Annotated in this window: 23 protein-coding genes; 17 read left to right on the forward strand and 6 right to left on the reverse strand. The window is 33.7% G+C overall.

Annotated elements, in window-relative coordinates; all coding sequences use genetic code 11:
* From DCO46_RS10760 to DCO46_RS10770, 3 genes are all read right to left on the reverse strand, one after another.
* On the reverse strand, positions 1 to 658 hold a 658-nt coding region (locus DCO46_RS10760), incomplete at its 3' end, for a GNAT family N-acetyltransferase (protein ID WP_116752557.1).
* A gap of 32 nt (positions 659 to 690) precedes the next feature.
* Complete coding sequence (locus DCO46_RS10765; RefSeq protein ID WP_116752558.1) at positions 691 to 1,293, reverse strand: trimeric intracellular cation channel family protein; 603 nt, start codon at positions 1,291 to 1,293, stop codon at positions 691 to 693.
* Between the two features lie 44 nt (positions 1,294 to 1,337).
* Positions 1,338 to 2,081: an RDD family protein gene (locus tag DCO46_RS10770; protein WP_116752559.1), complete on the reverse strand. Its 744-nt coding sequence runs from the start codon at positions 2,079 to 2,081 to the stop codon at positions 1,338 to 1,340.
* Positions 2,082 to 2,101: 20 nt separating this feature from the next.
* Here DCO46_RS10770 and DCO46_RS10775 point away from each other — a divergent pair, with 20 nt between their 5' ends.
* The 17 genes from DCO46_RS10775 (at position 2,102) to DCO46_RS10860 (ending at position 18,865) form a co-directional block, all read left to right on the forward strand.
* Entirely contained in the window at positions 2,102 to 3,082 is a 981-nt protein-coding gene (locus DCO46_RS10775) for a stage II sporulation protein M (protein ID WP_116752560.1), read from the forward strand.
* Between the two features lie 13 nt (positions 3,083 to 3,095).
* A complete protein-coding gene (locus DCO46_RS10780; protein ID WP_116752561.1) occupies positions 3,096 to 3,872 on the forward strand; it encodes a DUF4129 domain-containing protein in 777 nt (258 codons plus the stop codon).
* Positions 3,865 to 5,073 (forward strand): DUF4350 domain-containing protein, encoded by a 1,209-nt coding sequence (locus DCO46_RS10785; RefSeq protein ID WP_116752562.1) that lies wholly within the window; start codon positions 3,865 to 3,867, stop codon positions 5,071 to 5,073. The genes DCO46_RS10780 and DCO46_RS10785 overlap by 8 nt, the downstream gene beginning before the upstream one ends.
* A gap of 39 nt (positions 5,074 to 5,112) precedes the next feature.
* Positions 5,113 to 6,126, forward strand: coding sequence for an AAA family ATPase (locus DCO46_RS10790; protein WP_116752563.1), 1,014 nt, complete (start codon positions 5,113 to 5,115; stop codon positions 6,124 to 6,126).
* Between the two features lie 69 nt (positions 6,127 to 6,195).
* Positions 6,196 to 6,813, forward strand: coding sequence for a hypothetical protein (locus tag DCO46_RS10795; RefSeq protein ID WP_116752564.1), 618 nt, complete (start codon positions 6,196 to 6,198; stop codon positions 6,811 to 6,813).
* 18 nt (positions 6,814 to 6,831) lie between these two features.
* Positions 6,832 to 8,160 (forward strand): DUF58 domain-containing protein, encoded by a 1,329-nt coding sequence (locus DCO46_RS10800; protein WP_165828912.1) that lies wholly within the window; start codon positions 6,832 to 6,834, stop codon positions 8,158 to 8,160.
* A 119-nt stretch (positions 8,161 to 8,279) separates the two neighbouring features.
* The gene (locus DCO46_RS10810) at positions 8,280 to 9,365 is read left to right on the forward strand and encodes a phosphoglyceromutase (RefSeq protein WP_116752567.1); all 1,086 of its coding nucleotides are present in this window, start codon (positions 8,280 to 8,282) and stop codon (positions 9,363 to 9,365) included.
* A 196-nt stretch (positions 9,366 to 9,561) separates the two neighbouring features.
* Entirely contained in the window at positions 9,562 to 10,350 is a 789-nt protein-coding gene (locus DCO46_RS10815; protein ID WP_116752568.1) for a TrmH family RNA methyltransferase, read from the forward strand.
* A 388-nt stretch (positions 10,351 to 10,738) separates the two neighbouring features.
* Positions 10,739 to 12,958, forward strand: a complete 2,220-nt coding sequence (locus DCO46_RS10820; RefSeq protein WP_116752569.1) for a RelA/SpoT family protein — start codon at positions 10,739 to 10,741, stop codon at positions 12,956 to 12,958.
* Between the two features lie 15 nt (positions 12,959 to 12,973).
* Complete coding sequence (locus DCO46_RS10825) at positions 12,974 to 13,516, forward strand: hypothetical protein (RefSeq protein ID WP_116752570.1); 543 nt, start codon at positions 12,974 to 12,976, stop codon at positions 13,514 to 13,516.
* 186 nt (positions 13,517 to 13,702) lie between these two features.
* Positions 13,703 to 14,161, forward strand: coding sequence for a Fur family transcriptional regulator (locus DCO46_RS10830; protein ID WP_031453777.1), 459 nt, complete (start codon positions 13,703 to 13,705; stop codon positions 14,159 to 14,161).
* A 93-nt stretch (positions 14,162 to 14,254) separates the two neighbouring features.
* On the forward strand, positions 14,255 to 15,526 hold the full coding sequence (locus tag DCO46_RS10835) for an adenylosuccinate synthase (RefSeq protein ID WP_116752571.1): 1,272 nt from the start codon (positions 14,255 to 14,257) through the stop codon (positions 15,524 to 15,526).
* 49 nt (positions 15,527 to 15,575) lie between these two features.
* Positions 15,576 to 16,160 (forward strand): NUDIX domain-containing protein, encoded by a 585-nt coding sequence (locus tag DCO46_RS10840; protein WP_116752572.1) that lies wholly within the window; start codon positions 15,576 to 15,578, stop codon positions 16,158 to 16,160.
* A gap of 16 nt (positions 16,161 to 16,176) precedes the next feature.
* Positions 16,177 to 16,746 carry a hypothetical protein gene (locus tag DCO46_RS10845; RefSeq protein ID WP_116752573.1) on the forward strand — a complete coding sequence of 190 codons (570 nt, stop codon included), beginning with the start codon at positions 16,177 to 16,179 and terminating at the stop codon, positions 16,744 to 16,746.
* Between the two features lie 87 nt (positions 16,747 to 16,833).
* Complete coding sequence (locus tag DCO46_RS10850; RefSeq protein ID WP_116752574.1) at positions 16,834 to 17,724, forward strand: L,D-transpeptidase; 891 nt, start codon at positions 16,834 to 16,836, stop codon at positions 17,722 to 17,724.
* Between the two features lie 200 nt (positions 17,725 to 17,924).
* Positions 17,925 to 18,425: a hypothetical protein gene (locus DCO46_RS10855; RefSeq protein ID WP_116752575.1), complete on the forward strand. Its 501-nt coding sequence runs from the start codon at positions 17,925 to 17,927 to the stop codon at positions 18,423 to 18,425.
* A 74-nt stretch (positions 18,426 to 18,499) separates the two neighbouring features.
* A complete protein-coding gene (locus DCO46_RS10860; RefSeq protein WP_116752576.1) occupies positions 18,500 to 18,865 on the forward strand; it encodes a hypothetical protein in 366 nt (121 codons plus the stop codon).
* Between the two features lie 66 nt (positions 18,866 to 18,931).
* Here DCO46_RS10860 and guaB read toward each other — a convergent pair whose 3' ends face one another.
* From guaB to DCO46_RS10875, 3 genes are all read right to left on the reverse strand, one after another.
* Positions 18,932 to 20,404 (reverse strand): IMP dehydrogenase, encoded by a 1,473-nt coding sequence (guaB, locus tag DCO46_RS10865; RefSeq protein ID WP_116752577.1) that lies wholly within the window; start codon positions 20,402 to 20,404, stop codon positions 18,932 to 18,934.
* A gap of 207 nt (positions 20,405 to 20,611) precedes the next feature.
* On the reverse strand, positions 20,612 to 22,012 hold the full coding sequence (locus DCO46_RS10870; protein ID WP_116752578.1) for a DUF5723 family protein: 1,401 nt from the start codon (positions 22,010 to 22,012) through the stop codon (positions 20,612 to 20,614).
* Positions 22,009 to 22,518, reverse strand: coding sequence for a hypothetical protein (locus DCO46_RS10875; protein WP_243416295.1), 510 nt, complete (start codon positions 22,516 to 22,518; stop codon positions 22,009 to 22,011). The genes DCO46_RS10870 and DCO46_RS10875 overlap by 4 nt, the downstream gene beginning before the upstream one ends.
* Positions 22,519 to 22,588 lie beyond the last annotated feature (70 nt).

The raw sequence follows: 22,588 nt of genomic DNA on the forward strand, positions 1-22,588 counted from the left end.
ACTGATTAATATGTGTAGGAAAAAAAGATTTTAAACGGTTTATTTCTTTTATGGAATGAACAGGCTTTGCGTTATGTTTTTTATCCAGATTCGGAATTAAAATTTGATTCCAAAAAAGTTCAAAATTATTTTCTTCCTTTATAATCAACTGATTTGAAACTGCTTTTTTAAAATTTCTTTTTCTAATTTTTGAAATAGCATTTTCCTGTGACAAATCAATTACGGAAAGAGAATCCCTTCGGATCAATTTTGCTTCTGCTAAAAACAAGCTATATAAAATTTCCTCTGCAGGCTTTCGGTTATAAATTGACGGAAGTATTTTAATCATCAATTTCGAGATTTTATTTTCATTCAGAAAAATCAAAACTGACTGAAAAATTTCAATTACAGAACTTAATCTGGTCTGGTCATTATAAACCAGACTTCCATAAGTAAGTCCCTGATGCGAATACACTGAATTTTCCAGTTTATTGGCAGGCAAAACTGCTGCTAACTTTTTATTTTCAAAAACAAGGAGAGAAAAATCATCAAAACGATCTTTGTGGTATTCCATAAAATCACGATGAAACAAAAACGTCGCATTTTTGGCCTGACCAATAAAGTCGTTCCAAATTGCATAATCGTCCGGATCATATTTTTTTATGGTATATTTTGTCATAGATTTTAATATTTTCCAGATTTCTTAAAATCTTATTTGTGATCAAATGCTTTTAAATACCATTTATATTTTACAGCCAATAATCGTATCGCAATGATAATCAAAGAAGTTACCAAATATAAAATATCATCTTCAAGATTTAATTTCCTAAGAAGGAAAAAAATGATTCCGCCAAAAATACAAATCGTTGCATAAATTTCCCTTCTGAAAATAGTTGGAATTTCTGTACACAAAATATCACGAATCACACCGCCAAAACAGGCTGTCATGGTTCCCAGAGCAATACATATTACAGGATGCAATCCGATAGAAAGTCCCTTTTCAAGACCGATTAAAGTAAAAACACCCAAGCCAATAGTATCAAATAAAAATAAGGACGTCCTTAATTTGTCAAATCTTTTACGGAATAAAATGGCCAGTACAAATCCTAAAATTATCACATACACGTATTGCAGATCCATCATCCATCCGACAGGCGTTCTTCCAATTAAAACATCACGGAGTGTCCCGCCGCCAACCGCAGTAACAAATGCAATAATAAAAACCCCAAACGGATCGAGTTTTTTGTGCATCGCTGTTAAAGCACCGGACATTGCAAAGGCCATCGTGCCAATTATATCTAATAAGTGAAACATTTCTTTTTATTACGAAGTTGCGAATGCTTATAAAACATTTCGGGTTACATATTCTGTGTATAAAAATTGTAATCTTTTAAAATGGTGCGAAGAAAATCACGTTGGTTTCCTGATTGGTTTTTGATTCCGGTAACGCTTTCAACCTTGGCGACTAATTTTGTTATTGTTTCGTAATCATTTTTAAGTTCTGCCTTTTGAAAGGTTTCCTTAACAATACGCATATCATTATCAGACAACTTAATAACCAAAGGATATGTGGGAATATAAGCAGTTCCGATTTCCTCAAGAATCGTGTGACTTATGTTGATTTTGTTCTTTAAAGTAATTACAGACGTACCTGCAACCATATCACCTAAACGCTGTCCTTTTTTACTTGATGCAACTGTTATTAAAGCAATTGCGCCGCTAAAAATAGAAATATCAACCAGCCTGAAAAACCAGCGCATAAGATAATCACCGAAACCTGCCTGATAGCCGTCAATTTTTACAACTTTAATTTTAACTAGTTTTTTTCCAATCGTCTGTCCTTCAAAAATGCTTTCCAGAGTGATCGAATAAATTACTACCGGTAAATAAAATAAGAAAATAATAGACATTCTCGACCAGTTGTCTAATTTATCCAGCAGCAAACCAAGCTTGAGCCAGTAAAAAAATACCATGGTAATTACTATAACATAGGCTATTTTTATAGCAAGATCTATAAAATAAGATCCTATTCGCTCGCCCGCAGAGGCAGCTATAAAATTTATTTTGACATTTTGTGTCGTATTTATTGATAATTCTGACATATTTTATATTTTAGCCTTCAATGAGAGAGATCGCCTTCATAAAACAAAATAAAGAAAAATGGCTGGAATTTGAGCTAGCAATTTTCGGTAAAGCTAAAAAAAATCCTGATGAGTTAGCTAATTTGTACATTCAAATGATGAATGACCTGTCGTATGCCCAGACGTATTATCCAAAAAGTAAGACGGTAATTTACTTAAACCATCTGGCATCGCAGATTTATCAGAAGATTTACAAAACCAAACGGGCTGAAAGAAACAGGTTTATGGAATTTTTTAAAACCGAAGTTCCGTTGCTGGTTTACGAATACAGACGATACTTAATGTATTCGTTTGTTCTGTTTTTTATAACCGTAGGCATTGGTGTGGTTTCTGCTATTTATGATCAGAATTTTGTCCGTTTAATTCTGGGCGATGGCTACGTTAATATGACTTTGGACAATATTAAAAAAGGAGATCCAATGGCTGTTTACGGGACCGGAAGCAATTGGGGAAGTTTTATCGGTATTACAATGAATAACCTTTATGTAGGCGCGAGATGTTATATTTATGGCATTTTTGGCGGACTTGGAACTTTTTATATTTCGATGCAAAACTGTATTATGTTAGGCTCTTTTCAATACTTTTTTTATGAACAGGGAGTTTTCTGGAAAAGCGTGCGCGGAATCTGGATTCATGGTTCGATGGAAATTTTTGCGATTGTAATCGAAACCGCTGCCGGATTTATCCTGGGCGCTTCTATTCTTTTTCCTAAGACTTTTTCGAGAATAAATTCTTTTAAAATTGGTTTTAAAAACAGCTTCAAAATTTTCCTGAGCACATTTCCATTCACGATCAGTGCCGGATTTCTTGAAGGTTTTATCACAAGATATTCGATCGATATGCCTAACTGGTTAAGCAGTTTTATTATTTTGTTTACTTTAGGTATAATTTCATTTTATTATCTGGTTTACCCTTTTATCGTTCACAAAAAAACACAACAACTATCAGCCAATTTGACTTAACCAGAAACCAGTAATGAATAAAATTTTCTTTGTTTTATCCTTTCTTTTTTTCTTTAGCATATCAAATGCCCAGGATGATCTGGAGACCGATACAGCTTATGCAGAAACACCTTCGGTAAAATATACCGAAAAAGATATCCAAATCGATTCGGGTGCAGTTGAGGCTAAAAATTTCCCTAAAAATTTTAAGAAAAAATATACCGACAGTGATTTTGTATACGAATACAAAGCCCCTGAAAAAAATTGGTGGGATCATTTTAAAGAATGGCTTGCCAGCATTTTAAGAAACCTCTTTACTTTTAAAAATCCGGCTGCAGCGCTCAATGTGGTAGCTATCCTTTTAAAAGTAATAGCAGTCGTGATTATTGTTTTTGTAATTTATCTGATTGTAAAAGCGCTCATCGGAAAAGAAGGAAAATGGATTTTTGGTAAAGATGCCAACAAAAAAACAATTCATTATTCTGAATTAGAGAAAAATATCCACCTTTTGGATTTTAAAAAATTAATTCAGGAGAGCCTCGAAAAAGGCGAAAGAAGAATTGCTATTCGTTACTACTATCTATGGCTGTTGAAAGTTATGGCGCAGAATCACTACATTGAATGGGATATCGAAAAGACCAATTCAGATTATTTGTACGAGATTCAAAGCCCTGTTTATAAAGAAGATTTCACCTATTTGTCTTATTTATACAACTATATATGGTATGGTGAATTTGAAATTGACGAAACTATTTTCAAAAAAGCCGAAACCCGCTTTAAAAAATCAATAAAAACCTTTGGCAATGAATAAATCGATCAAAATTTACATCGCTATTCTGGTTTTTGTTTTTGCAATGATTTTAATAGCAAGCTCAGGACAGCGCAAGCCTATTGACTGGCGTCCAACCTATTCTGTTAATGATAAAATCCCGTACGGATTATATATTTTTGATAAGGAAATCAACAACATTTTAAAAAACCAGAAAATCGAAAGGGTTTCTGCTGTAACGCCATATGAATTTTTAGATTCAAAATACGTTCCTGATACAGTTGTCGGGAAATATAAAATAAAAGGAACCTTTTTTAGCATTGCTGAAAACAACGAAATTGACGATCAGTCTATTAAAGAACTTTTCTATTTTGTTTCTCACGGAAACAGCGTTTTTCTAAGTATGAAAAACTTTCCTCAGACTTTAATGGACAGTTTAAAAATTGAGCTAAATACCGATTTTCAGGCTGTTGAAAATTCAACTGTCTGGCTGGCAAATAAAAAATTAGACAACAAAAAATATCGTTTTAAAGATGATAGTGGTGTCGAAAATTATTTTGCAAAAATTGATACCGCAAGCACTACCGTTCTTGGCTATCAGGGCAATGAAAAGCAGAAACACGTTAATTTTATAAAAGTTCCGTATGCAAATGGGTATTTCTATTTGCACATGCAGCCTGTTGCTTTTACAAATTATAATTTATTAAAAGCAGATCATTATCAATATGCCGAAAAAGTACTTTCGTATGTTCCAAAAGGAGACATCTACTGGTACACAAAAGGCCAGAACAACGAATCAATTTCTGATTCGCCTTTACGTTATATATTAAGTCAGCCTGCGCTAAAATGGGCGTGGTATTTATTTATAATCGGAATTCTGATTTTTATTCTTTTTAATGTAAAACGAAAACAACGAATTGTTCCGATACTAAAACCACTGCCAAACCTTACCGTTGACTTTACCAAAACAATTGGAAATTTATATTATCAGGAAGGCGATCATGGCAATATTATCGATAAAAAAATCATTTACTTTCTGGAAAGAATGCGAAATGAATATTTGCTCGACACCACAAAACTTGACGAAGATTTTATAAAAAAACTACAGCATAAATCCGGAAAAAATGAAGATGATATCCGGGATCTTGTATTTTTGATTAACGAACACAGAAAAAGTTATCACGGAAGTCTCGAAGAAGATTTAATAAGAATCAATAATGCAATCGAGAAGGTTTTACACTAATATTTAACAGAATTCACTCAAAAGAAAACATACCAAAACATGGACGATTTTAATACATCAGAAGCAGAAATTACAAACGAAAATGTAAATTTTGAAACCAGATTAAATTTAGCACCTCTTTTAGAGCATGTTAATACAATCAAGAAAGAACTTGAAACAGTAATTGTGGGTCAGCACAAAATGATTGACCAGCTTTTGGTTGCCATCCTGTCAAACGGACACGTTTTACTGGAAGGTGTTCCCGGAGTTGCCAAAACAATTACCGCCAAATTATTATCAAAAACATTGAATATCGGTTTTAGCAGAATCCAGTTCACACCGGATTTAATGCCTTCTGATATTTTGGGAACTTCCATTTTCAACTTAAAGAGCTCTGAGTTTGAATTTAAAAAAGGGCCTATTTTCTCTAATTTGATTTTGATTGACGAGATCAACCGTGCTCCTGCCAAAACACAGGCTGCCCTTTTTGAAGTTATGGAAGAGCGTCAGATTACAATTGACGGTTCTGCTTACCAGTTACAGACTCCCTTTTTGGTTATTGCTACACAAAATCCCGTGGAACAAGAAGGAACATACCGTTTACCGGAAGCACAATTAGACCGTTTTTTATTCAAAATTAAAATTGATTATCCAAAATTAAACGAAGAAATTTTAATTATACAGAGAGAGCATTTATTACAGGATCATGGTAAATTAGAAGCCATAAAAACGGTACTTTCTGCCGAGGAAATCAAAGGGTACCAGGCACTTATTAAACAAATCAGGGTTGAACAAAATCTACTGGAATACATTGCCCGAATTGTAGTAAATACACGTGAAAATGCATTTTTATATTTAGGGGCTTCGCCTCGTGCATCGATCGCCATTCTTAATGCTTCAAAAGGTTTTGCTGCCATAAACGGCCGTGATTTTGTAACACCGGAAGATATTAAAGAAGCTGCTGTTCCTGTTTTACAACACCGTGTAATTGTTACGCCGGAACGCGAAATGGAAGGTATCACAAGTTCTGAAATCATTAAACAAATTATAGAAACGGTAGAAATACCAAGATAATTTTTAGTTGTAGTATTACTATTTAATCAGTAAAAAAATACTGATATTTAAAATTCTAAACCTTTTTTAATGAAATTGTCTAAACTTTTTTTCCTGCCGTTTATCTGGGTTTTATTTCTCGGTTTTAAATCTGTATCTGTTGATTCTACAGTTACAAAAAAGTCATTTTATTTTGTGAATGACAAACAGCAGCTTGAAACCCTGCTTTTGAAAACTTATGAATGGGTTGAAACCAAAAATTCAAATAATGATTTTAATCCTGTTGCAAATAAAAAAGGCGACAAATACATTGGATTAAACTTAAAAGAGCACAATAAAAGATTAGAAGAGCTTAAAAAAACCAATTTTTTTTCGCAGCAATTTTTGGACAATTATAATAAAATTGCCCTAAAAATTGATGCCAATCTCAAAAACAAAAAGATAGAATGGTTCGTTGGAGATTTGCCTCCGTTTGGCAATGATGCAAATGCCTGGTGTGATTGCCAGGACAATCCTGAGGAGTATTGGAAAACCTTAAAAATAAATAATCTTAAAATTGAAAATGATAAGGCTAGTTTTAGCTGGACATGGACAAAGTGGAAAGATGATTCTAAATATGCTGTGAAAGCTGTTAAAGAAAACGGAATATGGAAAATAGCTTATTTAGAAGGGTTTGATTATGAAAATCTTACTAAAATATACAATTAAACTTTAAAATTTTTAAAATTGAAATTCATAAAAAGCCTTTACTTAAATAACTTCTTTTTCTATGTGCTTTTGGGCATCATCGGAATGTTTGTCTGTGCTTTTATTTTTCCAACTTTATACAACGGGGTCTGGTTTATCGTTTTGGTATTAAGTACTTTTTTAGCACTTGATATTTTACTTTTATATTTAGCTAAAACAGGAATTGAGGCTAACAGGCATATGCCGGAGAAACTTTCGAACGGGGATTTAAATCCGGTAAAAATTTCCATAAAAAACCATTATAGTTTCTCTATTTTGGTTAAAGTTATCGATGAAATTCCATTTCAGTTTCAGGTACGTGATTTCAAAATATTAAAAAACATCAAAGCTTCTGCTCAGGAAGAAATGGGTTATGATTTACGCCCGACTGAGCGTGGGGAATATTATTTTGGAAATCTTAATATCTATGTTTCTTCACCTTTAAAATTAATTTCAAGAAGATTTACTTTTGATAAAGATCAGATGGTTCCTACCTATCCGTCGTTTATACAATTAAAAAAATATGATCTTTTTGCGTTTTCTAATAACCAGCAATACGGAATAAAAAAAATTCGCCGCATTGGTCACACCATGGAGTTTGAACAAATTAAAGAATATGTTCAGGGCGATGATCTGAGAACTTTGAACTGGAAGGCAACAGCAAAGAAAAATGCCTTAATGGTCAACCAGTTTCAGGACGAGAAATCACAATCTGTTTACCTGGCGATTGATAAGGGGCGTGTTATGCAAATGCCTTTTAACGGATTAAGTTTATTAGACTATGCTATAAATTCTACTTTGGTTTTGTCAAATGTCATTCTGAAAAAGCAAGACAAAGCAGGAATATTTTCATTCTCTAAAAAAGTAGAAAACAGGGTTTTTGCCGAAAAGAGAGGCTCTCAGATGCAGAAAATACTGGAAACTTTATACAATGTCAAAACTGATTTTTTTGAGAGTGATTACAGCCGCTTGTATGTTGATATAAAGAAAAACATCAATCAGAGAAGTTTAATTATTCTGTACACGAATTTTGAAACGATGGACGGTTTAAATCGTCAGCTGCCTTATTTAAAAGGAATTGCAAAAAGCCATTTATTGGTCGTGATTTTCTTCAGCAATACAGAATTAAACGAAATTATCAATAAAAAAACAGATACGATTCAGGAAGTTTACGACAAAGTAATTGCAGAAAAATTCATGTTCGAGAAACGCCTTATTGCCAACGAGTTAAAGAAATATGGGATTCATTCGATATTAACGCAGCCCAAAAACCTGACGTTGGATGCTATTAACAAATACCTGGAAATAAAGTCCAGAGGGATTTTGTAATTTGCTGTTTTGTAAATTTATCGTTATTTTTAAGATATGAATAAATTATAGCTTTATAGCTATCAGTATTATTCGCTAGTTTTAAACTATTTATAACTTCCAGTCTTAATTTAACGAAAATGAAAAAAATATTTATACTCTTCTTTATATTCATAAGCTTTTTATCTACTGCACAAAAAACAGAAAACATTATTATCATCACTACAGACGGTTTTAGATGGCAGGAAGTCTTCAAGGGATTAGATTCTAAAATTGCCGGCGATAAAAACTTCAATCAGGATGACAAATCCTATATCAATAAAAAATACAAAAGTTTTGACGATAAGGAAAGCCGTAAAAAAATAATGCCTTTTCTCTGGTCCGAAATTGCTGCAAAAGGTCAGATTTATGGCAATCGTGATCTTGGAAATAAAGTGGATGTATCAAATCCTTATTGGTTTAGTTATCCCGGATACAGCGAAATTATGACCGGAAATGTAGATAAAAGAATCGATTCAAACGGACATAAGGCCAATCCAAATGAAAATGTTTTGGAATTCCTAAATCAACAACCCGAATTAAAAGGAAAAACCATTGCTTTTGGAGCCTGGGATGCTTTTGACCGGATTCTGAATGAAAAAAGAAGCAACTTCCCAGTTATTTCTGCCTTCGATAATGTTGGAGGAGATAAACCAACAGAAATTGAAAAGTTATTAAATGAAATGAGAAATAACTCGTTTAAGCCATTTCATGAAGATGAATGCCTGGATGTTTTTACACATTATCAAGCGGTAAACGAACTTAAAACAAATAAGCCAAAAGTACTTTATATTGCCTACGGCGAAACGGATGAATGGGCACACTCTGGACATTACAGATCGTATCTTGATGCTGCAAATCAAGTGGATAACTACATTAAAGAAATTTGGGATTTTGTACAAAATGACCCACAGTACAAAAACAAAACTACTTTATTTATTACCGTAGATCACGGACGTGGTGATAAGAAAAAAGAACAATGGAAGGATCATGGTGAGAAAATTGAAGGTGCATCAGAGATTTGGTTTGCTGCCATGGGACCCGAAATTGCTCCAAAAGGCGAAATCAAAACAGAATCGCAATTATATCAAAAACAATTTGCCCAGACTATTGCCAAACTTATGGGTTATACTTTTACAGCCGATCATCCTGTAGAAAAAGAAGTTACAGAATTGTTTGAAAAATAATTTTTTTTTCGCCACAAATTCCACGAATTTCCACGAATCACTATATATATATAATATTAAATCCAGATTATAATTCGAGGAAATTCGTGAAATTCCTGGCTAAAAAGCTTTGTTGCTAAACCTACAAGGTTTTAAAAACCTTGCAGGAAGAAAAAAACTCAGTACCTTAGCGCCTTAGAACCTTAGTTGCTCAATAATGAAACAAATTACTTCAATACAAAATCCGTTTATAAAATCTCTTGTTTTACTGCAGGAAAAAGCGAAAGCCAGAAAGCAAACCGGAACATTTTTGATTGAAGGATTACGTGAAATTTCACTAGCCATAAAAGGCGGTTATGAAATAGAAACGGTGTTGTTTTTACCTGACTTAGTTTCTGAAACAGAAATCACTAATTTGATTAAATCTTCTTTTCAGTTGATTGAAATTAACAAAGAAGTTTACCAAAAACTGGCCTATCGCGACACAACCGAAGGAATTCTGGCTGTAGCCAAAACCAAATCGTTGCAATTATCAGATTTAAAATTATCTGAAAACCCATTAATTTTAGTGGCTGAAGCTCCTGAGAAACCAGGAAATATTGGCGCACTTTTACGTACTGCCGATGCTGCCAATCTGGATGCCGTTTTGATAGCCAACCCAAAAAGCGACTTATACAATCCGAATATTGTACGCTCAAGCGTTGGATGTCTTTTTACCAATCAAATTGCCACGGGAACTACGGCAGAAATCATTTCATTTTTGAAAGAAAGAAAAATTGATTTCTATTGTGCTACATTACAGGATTCAACTTCCTATCATACCCAAAATTTTACTACTCCAACGGCTTTGGTTGTCGGAACAGAAGCGACAGGATTAACACAGGACTGGCGAGATGCTTCGACCCAAAACATTATCATTCCGATGCAGGGTGAAATCGACAGCATGAATGTTTCAGTTGCAGCAGCTATTTTAATTTTTGAAGCCAAACGTCAGAGAGGGTTTTAATTTTTAGATTTTAGATTTAGTCCCGAAGCCTCGGGATTAGATTTTAGATTTTAGATTTTAGATTTTAGATTTTAGATTTTAGATTTTAGATTTTAGATTTTAGATTTTAGATTTTAGATAAAATTAAAAATCAGAGGTTCTGATTTTTAATTTTCAACGTTTATTATCAGCATAACTATTAACATCATGCAACTTAGCAGACTGATATCCAATGGTATTTTTGTTCAAAGTAGAAATCAATTTACACCTGTAAAATTTTAGATATTGCATTCAAAAACCTAAACTCTAATCCCGTCACGATGATTCGGGATCGGGACTAAAATCAGCAATCATTTCCCTTGTGTATGTTGCAACTTATTCCTATTTTTAGTACTTGAACTATGCCGTTATGACTGAAATAGATATTGAAAAAGAAAACAAAGCAATTGCGCAGGAATACAAAGAATTACTTCGAATTAGCTACCAGACTTTATCGCCCGCTGACAAAAAACTAATCAGAAAAGCTTTTGATGTAGCGGTTGATGCGCACAAAGAGCAACGTCGCAAATCCGGAGAAGCCTATATATTTCATCCTATTGCAGTTGCAAAAATTGTTGCTTCCGAAATTGGTTTGGGAGCGACCTCTATTGCTGCGGCCTTACTTCATGATGTTGTAGAAGACACTCCCGTTACGGTGGAAGAAATTGAGCGTTTATTTAATCCAAAAGTAGCGCAGCTGGTTGAAGGGCTGACCAAAATTTCATTGGTTCAGAAAGATTTGAATGCTTCTATGCAGGCAGAAAATTTCAGAAAAATGATTCTGACACTGAATGATGATGTTCGTGTAATTTTGATAAAACTGGCCGATCGTCTGCATAATATGCAAACGATGGATTCTATGGCAGAATACAAACAAACCAAAATTGCTTCTGAAACTTTATACATTTATGCTCCCCTTGCCCATCGTCTGGGACTTTACAACATTAAAACCAAACTAGAAGATTTAGGATTAAAATATACTGAACCTGCCGTCTATGATGACATTGTAAGTAAAATCAGGGAGACCAAAGAAGAACAGGATGCTTATATAAAAGATATTTCAGATGTCTTAAAAAAATCTTTAGACAAAGAAAACATAGATTACATCATAAAAGGAAGACCAAAATCTATTTATTCGATTCGTCGAAAAATGCGTGCTCAAAACGTAAGTTTTGATGAAGTTTATGACAAATTCGCCCTTAGGATTGTTTACAAATCAGATCCTCACGACGAAAAATTCGTTGCCTGGAAAATATATTCCATCGTAACCGATCATTACAGACCGAGTCCGAGCCGTTTGCGTGACTGGATTTCATCTCCAAAATCAACCGGTTATGAAGCTTTGCACATTACCGTAATGGGACCAAAAGGCCGTTGGGTAGAAGTTCAGGTTCGAAGCGAACGAATGGATGAAATTGCCGAAAAAGGATATGCTGCACATTATAAATACAAAAATGGCGCGACCGAAGAAAGTGGTCTGGATGTATGGCTGAATTTACTCCGCGAAGCGTTGGAAAATCAGGAAACAAATGCAGTTGATTTTGTGGAAGATTTTAAAATGAATTTATATTCAAAAGAAATCTTCGTTTTTACCCCGAAAGGAGAAATCAAATCACTCCCAAAAGGCGCAACTTCTCTCGATTTTGCTTTCAGTATTCACTCAGAAATCGGAATCAAAACAAGAGGGACACGTGTAAACGGTCGTCTTGTTCCATTAAATCATGAACTTAAAAGTGGCGATCAGGTTGAAGTTATTACTTCTCAAAATCAAAAACCAACAGTAAACTGGCTTGAATATGTAACTACTTCAAGAGCAAAAAACAAGATTAAAAACGTTCTTAACGAGAACACCAAAAAAATTGCCGAAGAAGGAAAAGAATTACTTACCAGAAAGCTAAAGCATTTAAAAATAACAATCAACGAACAGGTTATCAATGAGTTGGTAAATTTCTTCAAACTAAAAACAAGTTTAGACTTATTTTTCAGAGTTGGAATTGGAGCTATTGAAAACCAGCAGTTAAAGGATTATGCGGCGCAAAAAGGCAATACGTTTATCAATTTCTTTAAAAATAAAATTAAGCGAAATAAAGATACTGCTGCCGAAGACATTCATAAACCAGTCATCAGCAGTAATTATGATATGTTGGTTTTTGGAACCGAACATGACAAACTTGATTATAAACTTTCGCAATGTTGTAACCCAATTCCCGGAGACGATGTTTTTGGTTTTGTAACTATAAATGAAGGAATTAAAGTTCATAAAAAAGATTGTCCGAATGCAATCGGAATGCAGTCAAATTATGCTTATCGTATCATGAGTGCCAAATGGATTGATTCGTCCCAGGAAGAATTCAAAGCCATTATCAATATTACCGGAATGGATGTTTTGGGTTTAACGAACCAATTGACACGAGTAATTTCGAACAATATGAGCGTAAATATCCAGAGTATTTCTTTGAGTACTGATGCGGGAATTTTTCATGGTCAGATTGCGGTAATTGTAAAAAATAATACCATTCTGAAGAAAATGATCAATGCTATCAAGAAAATTGACGGTGTCGACAAAGTAACAAGAGAATACAGAACATAATTTTTAGGATTAATTATGAAAAATGATTCTTTGGAAATCCCAATATTAAAATTTGATGAAGACGGAAGGCTTATAATTGCCGCATCTGAATCTTCTTCTAAATATGATTTCGATTTCTTTCAGGGAAAATCTACTATCCAGAACAAAAAATTAAAAAAACGTTTTGCCAATTGTACCGAATGGATTGAATTTCCGTCAACGCAGGAGATGTATAAGGTTTTGAACGGAATTGGCAATATCGATAATTTTCTTGCGACTTTTGATGGTGAACCCTTTGAGGGAATGACCGTTCGTTTGTTTAACCCTGCAACAAAATTGTGGAGTATTTATTGGTCAGATTCCAATACAGGGGTTTTAGACAGACCAGTTGTTGGTTCTTTTGAAAATAACGTCGGGCATTTTTTCTCAGAAGACATTTTTGAAGGAAGAGATGTAATACAGGTTTTCAGATGGGATGCCAGAGACCAAAAAAATCCGGTATGGAGCCAGGCGATGAGCGACGATAAAGGAAAAAACTGGGAATGGAACTGGTATATGTTTATGACCAAAACCGAATAAATATTTTGTTAGTTTTATCTCAAATAAAAATAAATATGTTAATAAAGTAACGTGTAACAGATAAACAAAATGTATTGCAAAACCCATAAAACAAAAGTGTTGGCAATACCAAAATCGAGCTTCGAAAGTTAAACTTTGAACCTTAAACTTTTATTCATTAAAATAAAAATTTATCTTTGCCAGATTATGACACTAATTTCAACTGACAATACTAAAAATCAAGAAATTGTAAAAAATGTTTTTACAATGTATCTTGAGCAGAAAGGACATCGTAAAACTCCTGAGCGTTATGCTATTCTTCAGGAAATTTATGATAGTGAAGAGCATTTTGATATAGAAAACCTTTATATCAAAATGAAAAACAAAAACTATCGTGTAAGTAGAGCAACTTTATACAACACGATCGAGTTATTGTTAGACTGCGCCCTGGTTCGAAAACATCAATTTGGGCAAAATCAGGCTTACTACGAGAAATCTTATTTTGATAAGCAGCACGATCACATTATCATGACAGATTCCGGAGAAGTAATTGAGTTTTGCGACCCAAGAATTCAGACCATCAAAAAAACAATCGAGGAAATATTTGACATTGAGATTACCAATCACTCATTGTATTTCTACGGTAACAAGAAACAAAATCAATAATCCGGAAGGAGAATTATTCAAAAAATAAAAAAGAAAATTAACTACATTAATCAGTAGGACGACTTAGATTGTCCCAACGCAAATTAAAACAGAATGACCGTAGATTTATTACTAGGATTACAATGGGGAGATGAAGGTAAAGGAAAAATTGTAGACGTACTTACCTCAAATTATGATATTATTGCACGTTTTCAGGGAGGACCAAATGCAGGACATACATTAGAATTTGACGGAATCAAACACGTACTTAGAACTATTCCTTCAGGAATTTTCCATAAAAATTCAGTAAATATCATCGGAAATGGTGTTGTAATTGACCCGGTAGTTTTTCAGAAAGAAATTGAAGGTTTAGAAAAATTCAATCTTGATATTAAAAATAAATTAATCATTTCAAGAAAAGCGCATTTAATTTTGCCAACTCACCGTTTGCTTGATGCAGCTTCTGAAGCTTCTAAAGGAAAAGCAAAAATTGGTTCTACTCTTAAAGGAATCGGACCAACTTATATGGACAAAACAGGTAGAAACGGTTTACGTGTTGGAGATATTGAATTAGAAGACTTTAAAGATCGTTACAGAGCTTTGGCTGACAAACATGAAGCAATGATTGCTTTTTATGATGTAGCGATTCAATATAATTTAGCAGAACTTGAAAAAGAGTTTTTTGAAGCTATCGAAGAATTGAAAAAACTGGATTTTATTGACAGTGAAGAATATATATACCAGGCTCAAAAAGCAAACAAATCTATTTTGTGCGAAGGTGCCCAGGGTTCTTTATTAGATGTAGATTTCGGAACGTATCCTTTTGTAACTTCATCAAATACTACTGCTGCAGGAGCTTGTACAGGTTTAGGAATTGCTCCTAACAAGATCAAAGAAGTTTACGGAATTTTTAAAGCTTACGTTACACGTGTAGGTAGCGGACCTTTCCCAACGGAGCTTTTTGACGAAGTTGGTGCTACAATGGCAAGAGTGGGTAACGAATTTGGATCTGTAACAGGAAGACAAAGACGTTGCGGCTGGTTAGACTTAGTAGCTTTAAAATATGCTATTCAGGTAAATGGTGTTACGCAGTTAATGATGATGAAAGGCGATGTTCTTTCTGGTTTTGAAACTTTAAAAGTGTGTACGGAGTACAACTACAAAGGTCAAAATATTGCTCACTTTCCTTATAATATCGAACCTGAAAACGTAACTCCGGTTTACAAAGAATTTAAAGGTTGGAAAGCAGACTTAACCGGATTGACAACGTACGATCAGTTACCAATTGAGCTAAAAGAATATATCGAATTTATTGAGAAAGAAGTTGAAGTGCCAATCAAAATTGTATCGGTTGGACCAGACAGAAAGCAAACTATAACAAAATAACATTCTAAACGCTCTGATAATCAGAGCGTTTTTTTTTACAATATTTATCATGAGAAAAAATCCTGAAATTGAAATTAAAGAGACTAAGTTACTATCAGACAATTGGTATGTATTGAACAAAGTTACCTTTAATTATAAAAAAGAAAACCAGCCAGCAGAATCACACATTCGTGAAGTGTATGATCGCGGAAACGGAGCCGGAATTTTACTTTACAATACGGTTAAAAAAACAGTTATCCTAACGAGACAATTTCGCTTGCCGACTTTCCTGAACGGAAACAAAACCGGAATGATGATCGAGGTTTGCGCAGGTCTTTTGGATAAAGATAATGCTGAGCAGGCCATCATTCGTGAAACTGAAGAAGAAACAGGTTATCGCCTAAATAAGGTTCAGAAAGTGATCGAAACCTATATGTCCCCTGGATCTGTAACGGAGATTTTGTATCTTTTCGTTGGTGAATATGAGGAAAGTATGAAAGTAAGTGAAGGCGGCGGATTAGATGCTGAACAGGAAAACATTGAAGTTCTTGAATATACCTTTGAAGAAGCTTATGCCATGATTGAATCCGGTGAGATTACAGACGCCAAAACTATTTTATTATTACAGCACACGAAAATAAAGGGATTGATTTAAAAAACCAACCATATTAATGAGCCAAACCCAAAAAATTAATATCTGGCAAGAATTTGCCAAAGAAACCAATGGAATTTTTACCGAAGGATATTCCTGGAATTCTGATTCAACAACAATTGAATATAAACAATGGAAAATCATTTTTGATAACTATACTTTATGGTCTGGAAAATACAGCACTGAAATGACTCGTATTGTTGTCCCAATTGTTTTGAGTGATAATTTTAAGTTTGAAATTTACAATGAAGGCTTTATCAGGAAAATTGAAAAGTTTTTTGGAGGACAAGATATAGAAACTGGAAATTCAGATTTTGACAAAGCTTTTACAATAAAAAGTAACAATGAATTTAAAATAAAAACTTTACTCAGAAATAAAAAACTTAGGGACTTAATCCGATCTCAAAAAATTATCAATATTCAAGTTTGCAATAACAAAGGTATTTGGGAAGAAGAGCTTCCAAAGGGAGAATTTGAATTATCTTATTTTGCAGATGGGGAAATTGATGATATTAAGACTTTAAAGTCATTACTTCTTCTTTTTAATCTAATACTTGATCAGTTATTTCAAATGAACTCAATTCAATAAAATGCAAATCAAATAAATAATTTAAAAAATTCTATAAAAGTATTTCGATGTAAAAAATAGACCTTTATGATATCAAATAATATCATTATGAAAAAACTATATTACACATCGAACGCCTTGCTAATTTTAGTTTTAGTTTTATTGGTTTCCTGTAATAATCAAAATAAGACTGAAAAAAATGAGCCAAAAATAAAAGCCAAAGAACACAAAAAAATTGAATACAAAAAGCCTGCTTCTGTTTCTTATCATTTTGAAAAAACAAAAGAATGGCTAAAAACAAATGAAGCTGACAGCAGCAAAGCCAGCATTGTTTATGCAATAAACCGAACAGACAAAGCTAATCTTGCAAAAAAGGACTCTATTGTAGTTCCTGAGGATTTTAGCGGGGATTTAGTTTATTATCTTCCTTTTCCAATTCATGTTACTGCTTTAGAAGATGTTTCTAAAGTTCTTATTTTCTCCTATCCTACCCAGACTTTTGCCGCTTATGAAAACGGAGAATTAGTTTATACCGGTCCAACAAATATGGGAAGAAAAAAAGACCAAACACCAACAGGCTTATTCTTTACCAACTGGAAAGCGGAGAAAACAACCAGTACTTTTAATGATGAATGGGACTTAAAATGGAATTTCAATATAGAAAACAAACTTGGAGTTGGTTTTCACCAATATGAATTACCGGGTTATCCGGCATCGCATTCCTGCCTTAGACTTCTTGAAAAAGATGCAAAATACTTATATAAATGGGCTGATGAATGGATTTTAAAAGATAAAGAAAATGTAAAAGTAAAAGGAACTCCGGTTATAGTTTTTGGAAGCTATAATTTTGACGGCCCAAAACCATGGTATGATTTGGTCAAAGATCCTAAAGCTTTAGACATTTCTGAATCTGAAATTGAAACTCAGGTAAAACCTTTCCTAAAACAGATATTAGACAATCAAAATATCAGAGAAACAGATCAGACAACTACTAAATAAACTATATTATTTCTTTCCTGAAAAACAGCCGGCACAATCAAATTGTGTTGGTTGTTTTTGTTTTTAATACAAGAAAAAAAGAGAATTTTAAAGAAAGTTAATCTGATTTTTAGGGTAATCTTTTTATAAATTTCTTATTTTCGTTTAGAAAAATCTCTCCTCTAAAATAGTTGAGAAATAAAAATCAAAACCGATATACAATGTCAAAGAAATTTATCCTCCTGTTCTTTCTATCAAGTCTTTTTGCAATTGGACAAACCAAGAAGGCTTCAAAATTAGAAACGTATACCAGCCGAAAAGAAATTTATGAAATAAAATACAATCCTGAAAAATGGATTTTGACCGAGACCTCTGACTGGGATGTACAATTTCACGACAAATACAATTTGGTTAATGCTTACTTTATTGAATATGATTATTTCATTACAGATAAAAAGCTTAAAAGCACAATTGAAGACGAATACAAAGAGTTTGGTAAAATCAAAAACCTTAAGATTACCAAAAAGAAAATAAACGATTTAACCGTTAATTATTTTGAATGTGAATTAGATTACAACGATATGTTATATAAATATCAGGGATTTATCTACAACGGAAAAGGTGGTTCAATCCAAATGCAATATGGCGCACAGGCAGAAGCACTGGAGCAAAATCAGGATATTATTGACGAATTGAATAATGGAATTTCGATCATAAAATAAATTAAAAAAGGCATAAGAAACTAAATCTTATGCCTTTTGTTTTATATCAGGAACTAAAAAACATTCTAAATACTATGAATAATAAACTTGATCAATTTGGAAAATTCTTTGTTGAAAATTTGAGAGACAAAGGAATTAGTCATGCTGAAGTTTTACTAAATAATAAATCTAAGGCTCCTTCTTCGTTAGATTTACAATCAGAACTTAACAAGTTTAATGATCTGGAAAAAGAATTAATTATGAAGACTGTGATTAGTAGTATTGATGTTGCCATACATGACTTCCTATTTGCTTTACAAGAACTGGCAGATTTTGATAATAATATTAAAATAATAGTCGATGATGAAAACATTGTAGAACTTAGTGATGGAATTCACGGCGAGTCCTATTCTGATGATGGCTGGAATGCAAGATATAGCCAATTTGGTGATGCTGAATAATCTAAAGACAAAAAAAGGGCATAAGAATTAGTTCTTATGCCCTTTCTGTTATGTCAAAACTAAAAATTATCTTGAGTAATTTGGAGCTTCTTTAGTAATAGTCACATTGTGTGGATGGCTTTCAGTAATTCCACTTGAAGTAATTCTAACAAAACGTCCTGATTCCTGCAAAGTTGGAATATCTTTAGAACCACAGTATCCCATTCCGGCACGAAGACCTCCGATAAACTGAAGCATACTTTCGTTTAATTCTCCTTTGTAAGGTACACGTCCAACAATTCCTTCCGGAACTAATTTTTTAACATCGTCTTCAACATCCTGAAAATAACGATCTTTAGACCCTGTTTGCATAGCTTCAACAGAACCCATTCCACGGTATGATTTGAATTTTCTTCCTTCAAAAATAATAGTTTCTCCGGGAGATTCTTTTGTTCCTGCTAATAATGAACCTAACATTACACAGTCAGCACCTGCAGCAATTGCCTTAGGAATATCTCCTGTATAACGAATTCCACCATCAGCAATTACCGGAACTCCGGTTCCTTTTATAGCAGCAGCTACTTCAAGAACAGCTGAGAATTGAGGGAAACCAACACCTGCAACGATACGTGTTGTACAGATAGAACCAGGACCGATTCCAACTTTTACACCATCAGCACCATTTTCTACTAAATATTTAGCAGCTTCCGGAGTTGCAATGTTTCCAACAATAACATCTATTTGCGGGAATTTTGATTTTACTTCTTTTAATGTATTTACTACACCTTCAGTATGTCCGTGTGCTGTATCGATAATGATGGCATCTACTCCCGCTGCAACTAGTGCAGCTGCTCTTTCGACAGCATCACCTGTAACACCAATCGCAGCAGCAACTCTTAAACGTCCAAAAATATCTTTGTTTGCGATTGGTTTTTGAGTCAGTTTTGTAATGTCTCTGAAAGTAATTAAACCAACCAGTTCATTTTTAGCGTTTACAACCGGCAGTTTTTCGATTTTATGGCCTTGCAAAACTACTTCTGCCTGTTCTAATGAAGTTCCTTCGGCAACAGTAACCAGATTTTGACTTGTCATAACCTCAACGATTGGTCTTGCTCCGTTTTTTTCGAAACGTAAATCACGGTTTGTAACAATCCCTTTTAAGATTTTGTTTTCATCAACGATAGGAATACCGCCAATTCCGAATTCCTTCATGGCATTTTTTGCATCTGCAATAGTAGAATTCATTGGTAAAGTTACCGGATCGATAATCATACCTGCTTCGGCACGTTTAACTTTTCTAACCTTCGCTGCCTGTTGCTCGATGGTCATGTTTTTATGTAAAACACCAATTCCGCCTTCCTGCGCCATAGCAATTGCCATTGCACTTTCAGTTACGGTATCCATAGCAGCTGATACTATTGGAACGTTTAGTGTTATATTTCGTGAAAATTTTGATTTGATACTCACTTCGCGGGGAAGCACATTAGAGTAGTTAGGTACTAATAATACATCGTCGTAAGTTAAACCTTCGCCGATAATCTTGGAGTTGTGTGCTATCATTGTTGCAATTTCTAGTTGAATTGCGTGCAAATATAGTGAATAAATTGGCAACTTGTTCACTCAGTCAATCATAAAATTATATTTACAGGAAAGCCCTTACAATATTAAAACTCCATTTTTTAAAAATTAAATTCCAATATCAGTATTATTTTTTAATACTAAAGAGGTATTGAAATTTGCAATTTGAAAATTGGGATTTCACAAAATCTAATCTTCCTTATCCTGAAAAACAAAATTGAACCCAAACTGAAATGCTACACTATTTGCTTTAGATACATCTTTATATTCCAAAACATTATCGACCAGTGCATAAATATTAAACTTACCTAAAGTACCCGAAAGTCCGAGACCAATGTTTTTATTTGAAAAAGTATCAAATGTATACGTGGCTTTTACATCTAATTTTTGAAAAATACTTCGCTTGTAAAATGCCGTGACAGCCGCAATTGGCGATCTTGGGGCAGACATAGCAAAAAACTGAATTCCTGCATCATTCAGATAACGTCTTTGTATTTGCCCTCTGCAATTACAATCTTCGTCTGACCGGTATTCTCCAAATGAATATTGAAGGGATGAATATACTTTTACGGGTCTCCATGTGGTGTATTTATTATAAAGCGTATCTCTGGGAATGGCTTCGTCAAATTCATCAAAAACATTTTCAGGGTCATCTGATCCTAAAAAATCAGGATTTACACCATTATAATGATACGTTCCTTTGTAGGTTAATGTTTCAATATCTTTGGATTGCTTTATAAAACCGACATCTATGACGCTGGCTGTGAACTGAAGGTTTTCTTTAAAATAATAAGTAAGTCCGGCATCAAGGCCTAAACCAAGACTTCCGTTAAAAAAAGTATTATGAGCAATATCTTTGGCTATATTTCCTTCGTATTCATCTTTTGTAAATTTTGAAATTCCGGAGGTTTTGAGTTCTAAATTTGATGATATGGTCTGGTCATATATATTAGGCATTGTAGCACTCTGCCCTGTATAGATATATCCTGAGTTACCGGTTGAAGTGGCATTGGCACCGCTAGAGTATATTTTTGCACGCCCGCCCAAAACCAGTTTTTTATTTATTTTTTTATGGAAACCTACATGAAATACAGAAAGCAATTCTGCTTTCAGGCTGAGATCGCCTAAATTGAATGATTTCCCAATATAATTTTTGTTTCCGTCTAATGCCAGCAATGCAAGGTCTTTGGGCATGTACATAAAAAAATCAAATTCCTGATACATTCCAAATGATATATAAGACTGACTTTCTCTTCCTCCTACTCTGAAACCGCCCGAAAATAATTCTAACTGCTGATTTGTCACCATTCTGTCATTGCTTGAGGACTTATTGATAACATTACGGACTTTATCATTAAAATCAACGCCATTATCTGCAAATAAATCATAAGCCGAAAAACTGCTTGACCCGAGATTAGCAGAAACTCCGGATAAAACCGGAACTCCGAAATAAAATTTATATGATACATCGGCACCGGGATTTACAAGTGACGATTGCGGAATTGAAGTAAAATTATACAGCACTTCTTTATTTTGAGAATAAGAAGAAATCTGAAAAAGGGCAAGTAATAGGATTAATACCTTCTTCATTCTATCTCTAAATAAGCTGTTGCACTTGATTTCAGTTTTATATTCCCGGTACTATCCTCATTTAATGGCGGCCCAGTGGCAACAATTAATACAAAACCAATTTTGACGGTTTGTTTTAGCAACTCTAATCTTTGGTTTTCAAATACTTCCGTAGGATATTTTATAACATTTGGACTTCCTGTATAGGCCGGAACAGGAAAAGAAATTGTTTCCAGAGTTTCATCATTTGCATTGAGCAATAGCAGTTGTAAATCAAAAGCCCTGTCAATTGTATTTTCTATTTCAAAATCAAATTCTGCTTTTAATAAATCTTCTGTGAAAAATTTATCTTTAAATACATCAAATTCACGCGCATCAAAAGCAATATGAGTTCCCCCATCATCTCTAAGCTGACTGGCAGGCACATTAAAATGGGCAAGGTTAGCAACCACTACAGGTTTTAATTTTAAATCATTGACCTGATCAAAATCTAAATCACTTGAACATGAAATAAATAATAATGGCAAAAAAAAGAATCTGAATACTTTATTTTCAAAAAACAATTTCATAACTACATAGAAATAAGATTTAACTTAC

It is taken from the genome of Flavobacterium sp. HTF (genome assembly GCF_003105115.1).
Taxonomy (GTDB): domain Bacteria; phylum Bacteroidota; class Bacteroidia; order Flavobacteriales; family Flavobacteriaceae; genus Flavobacterium.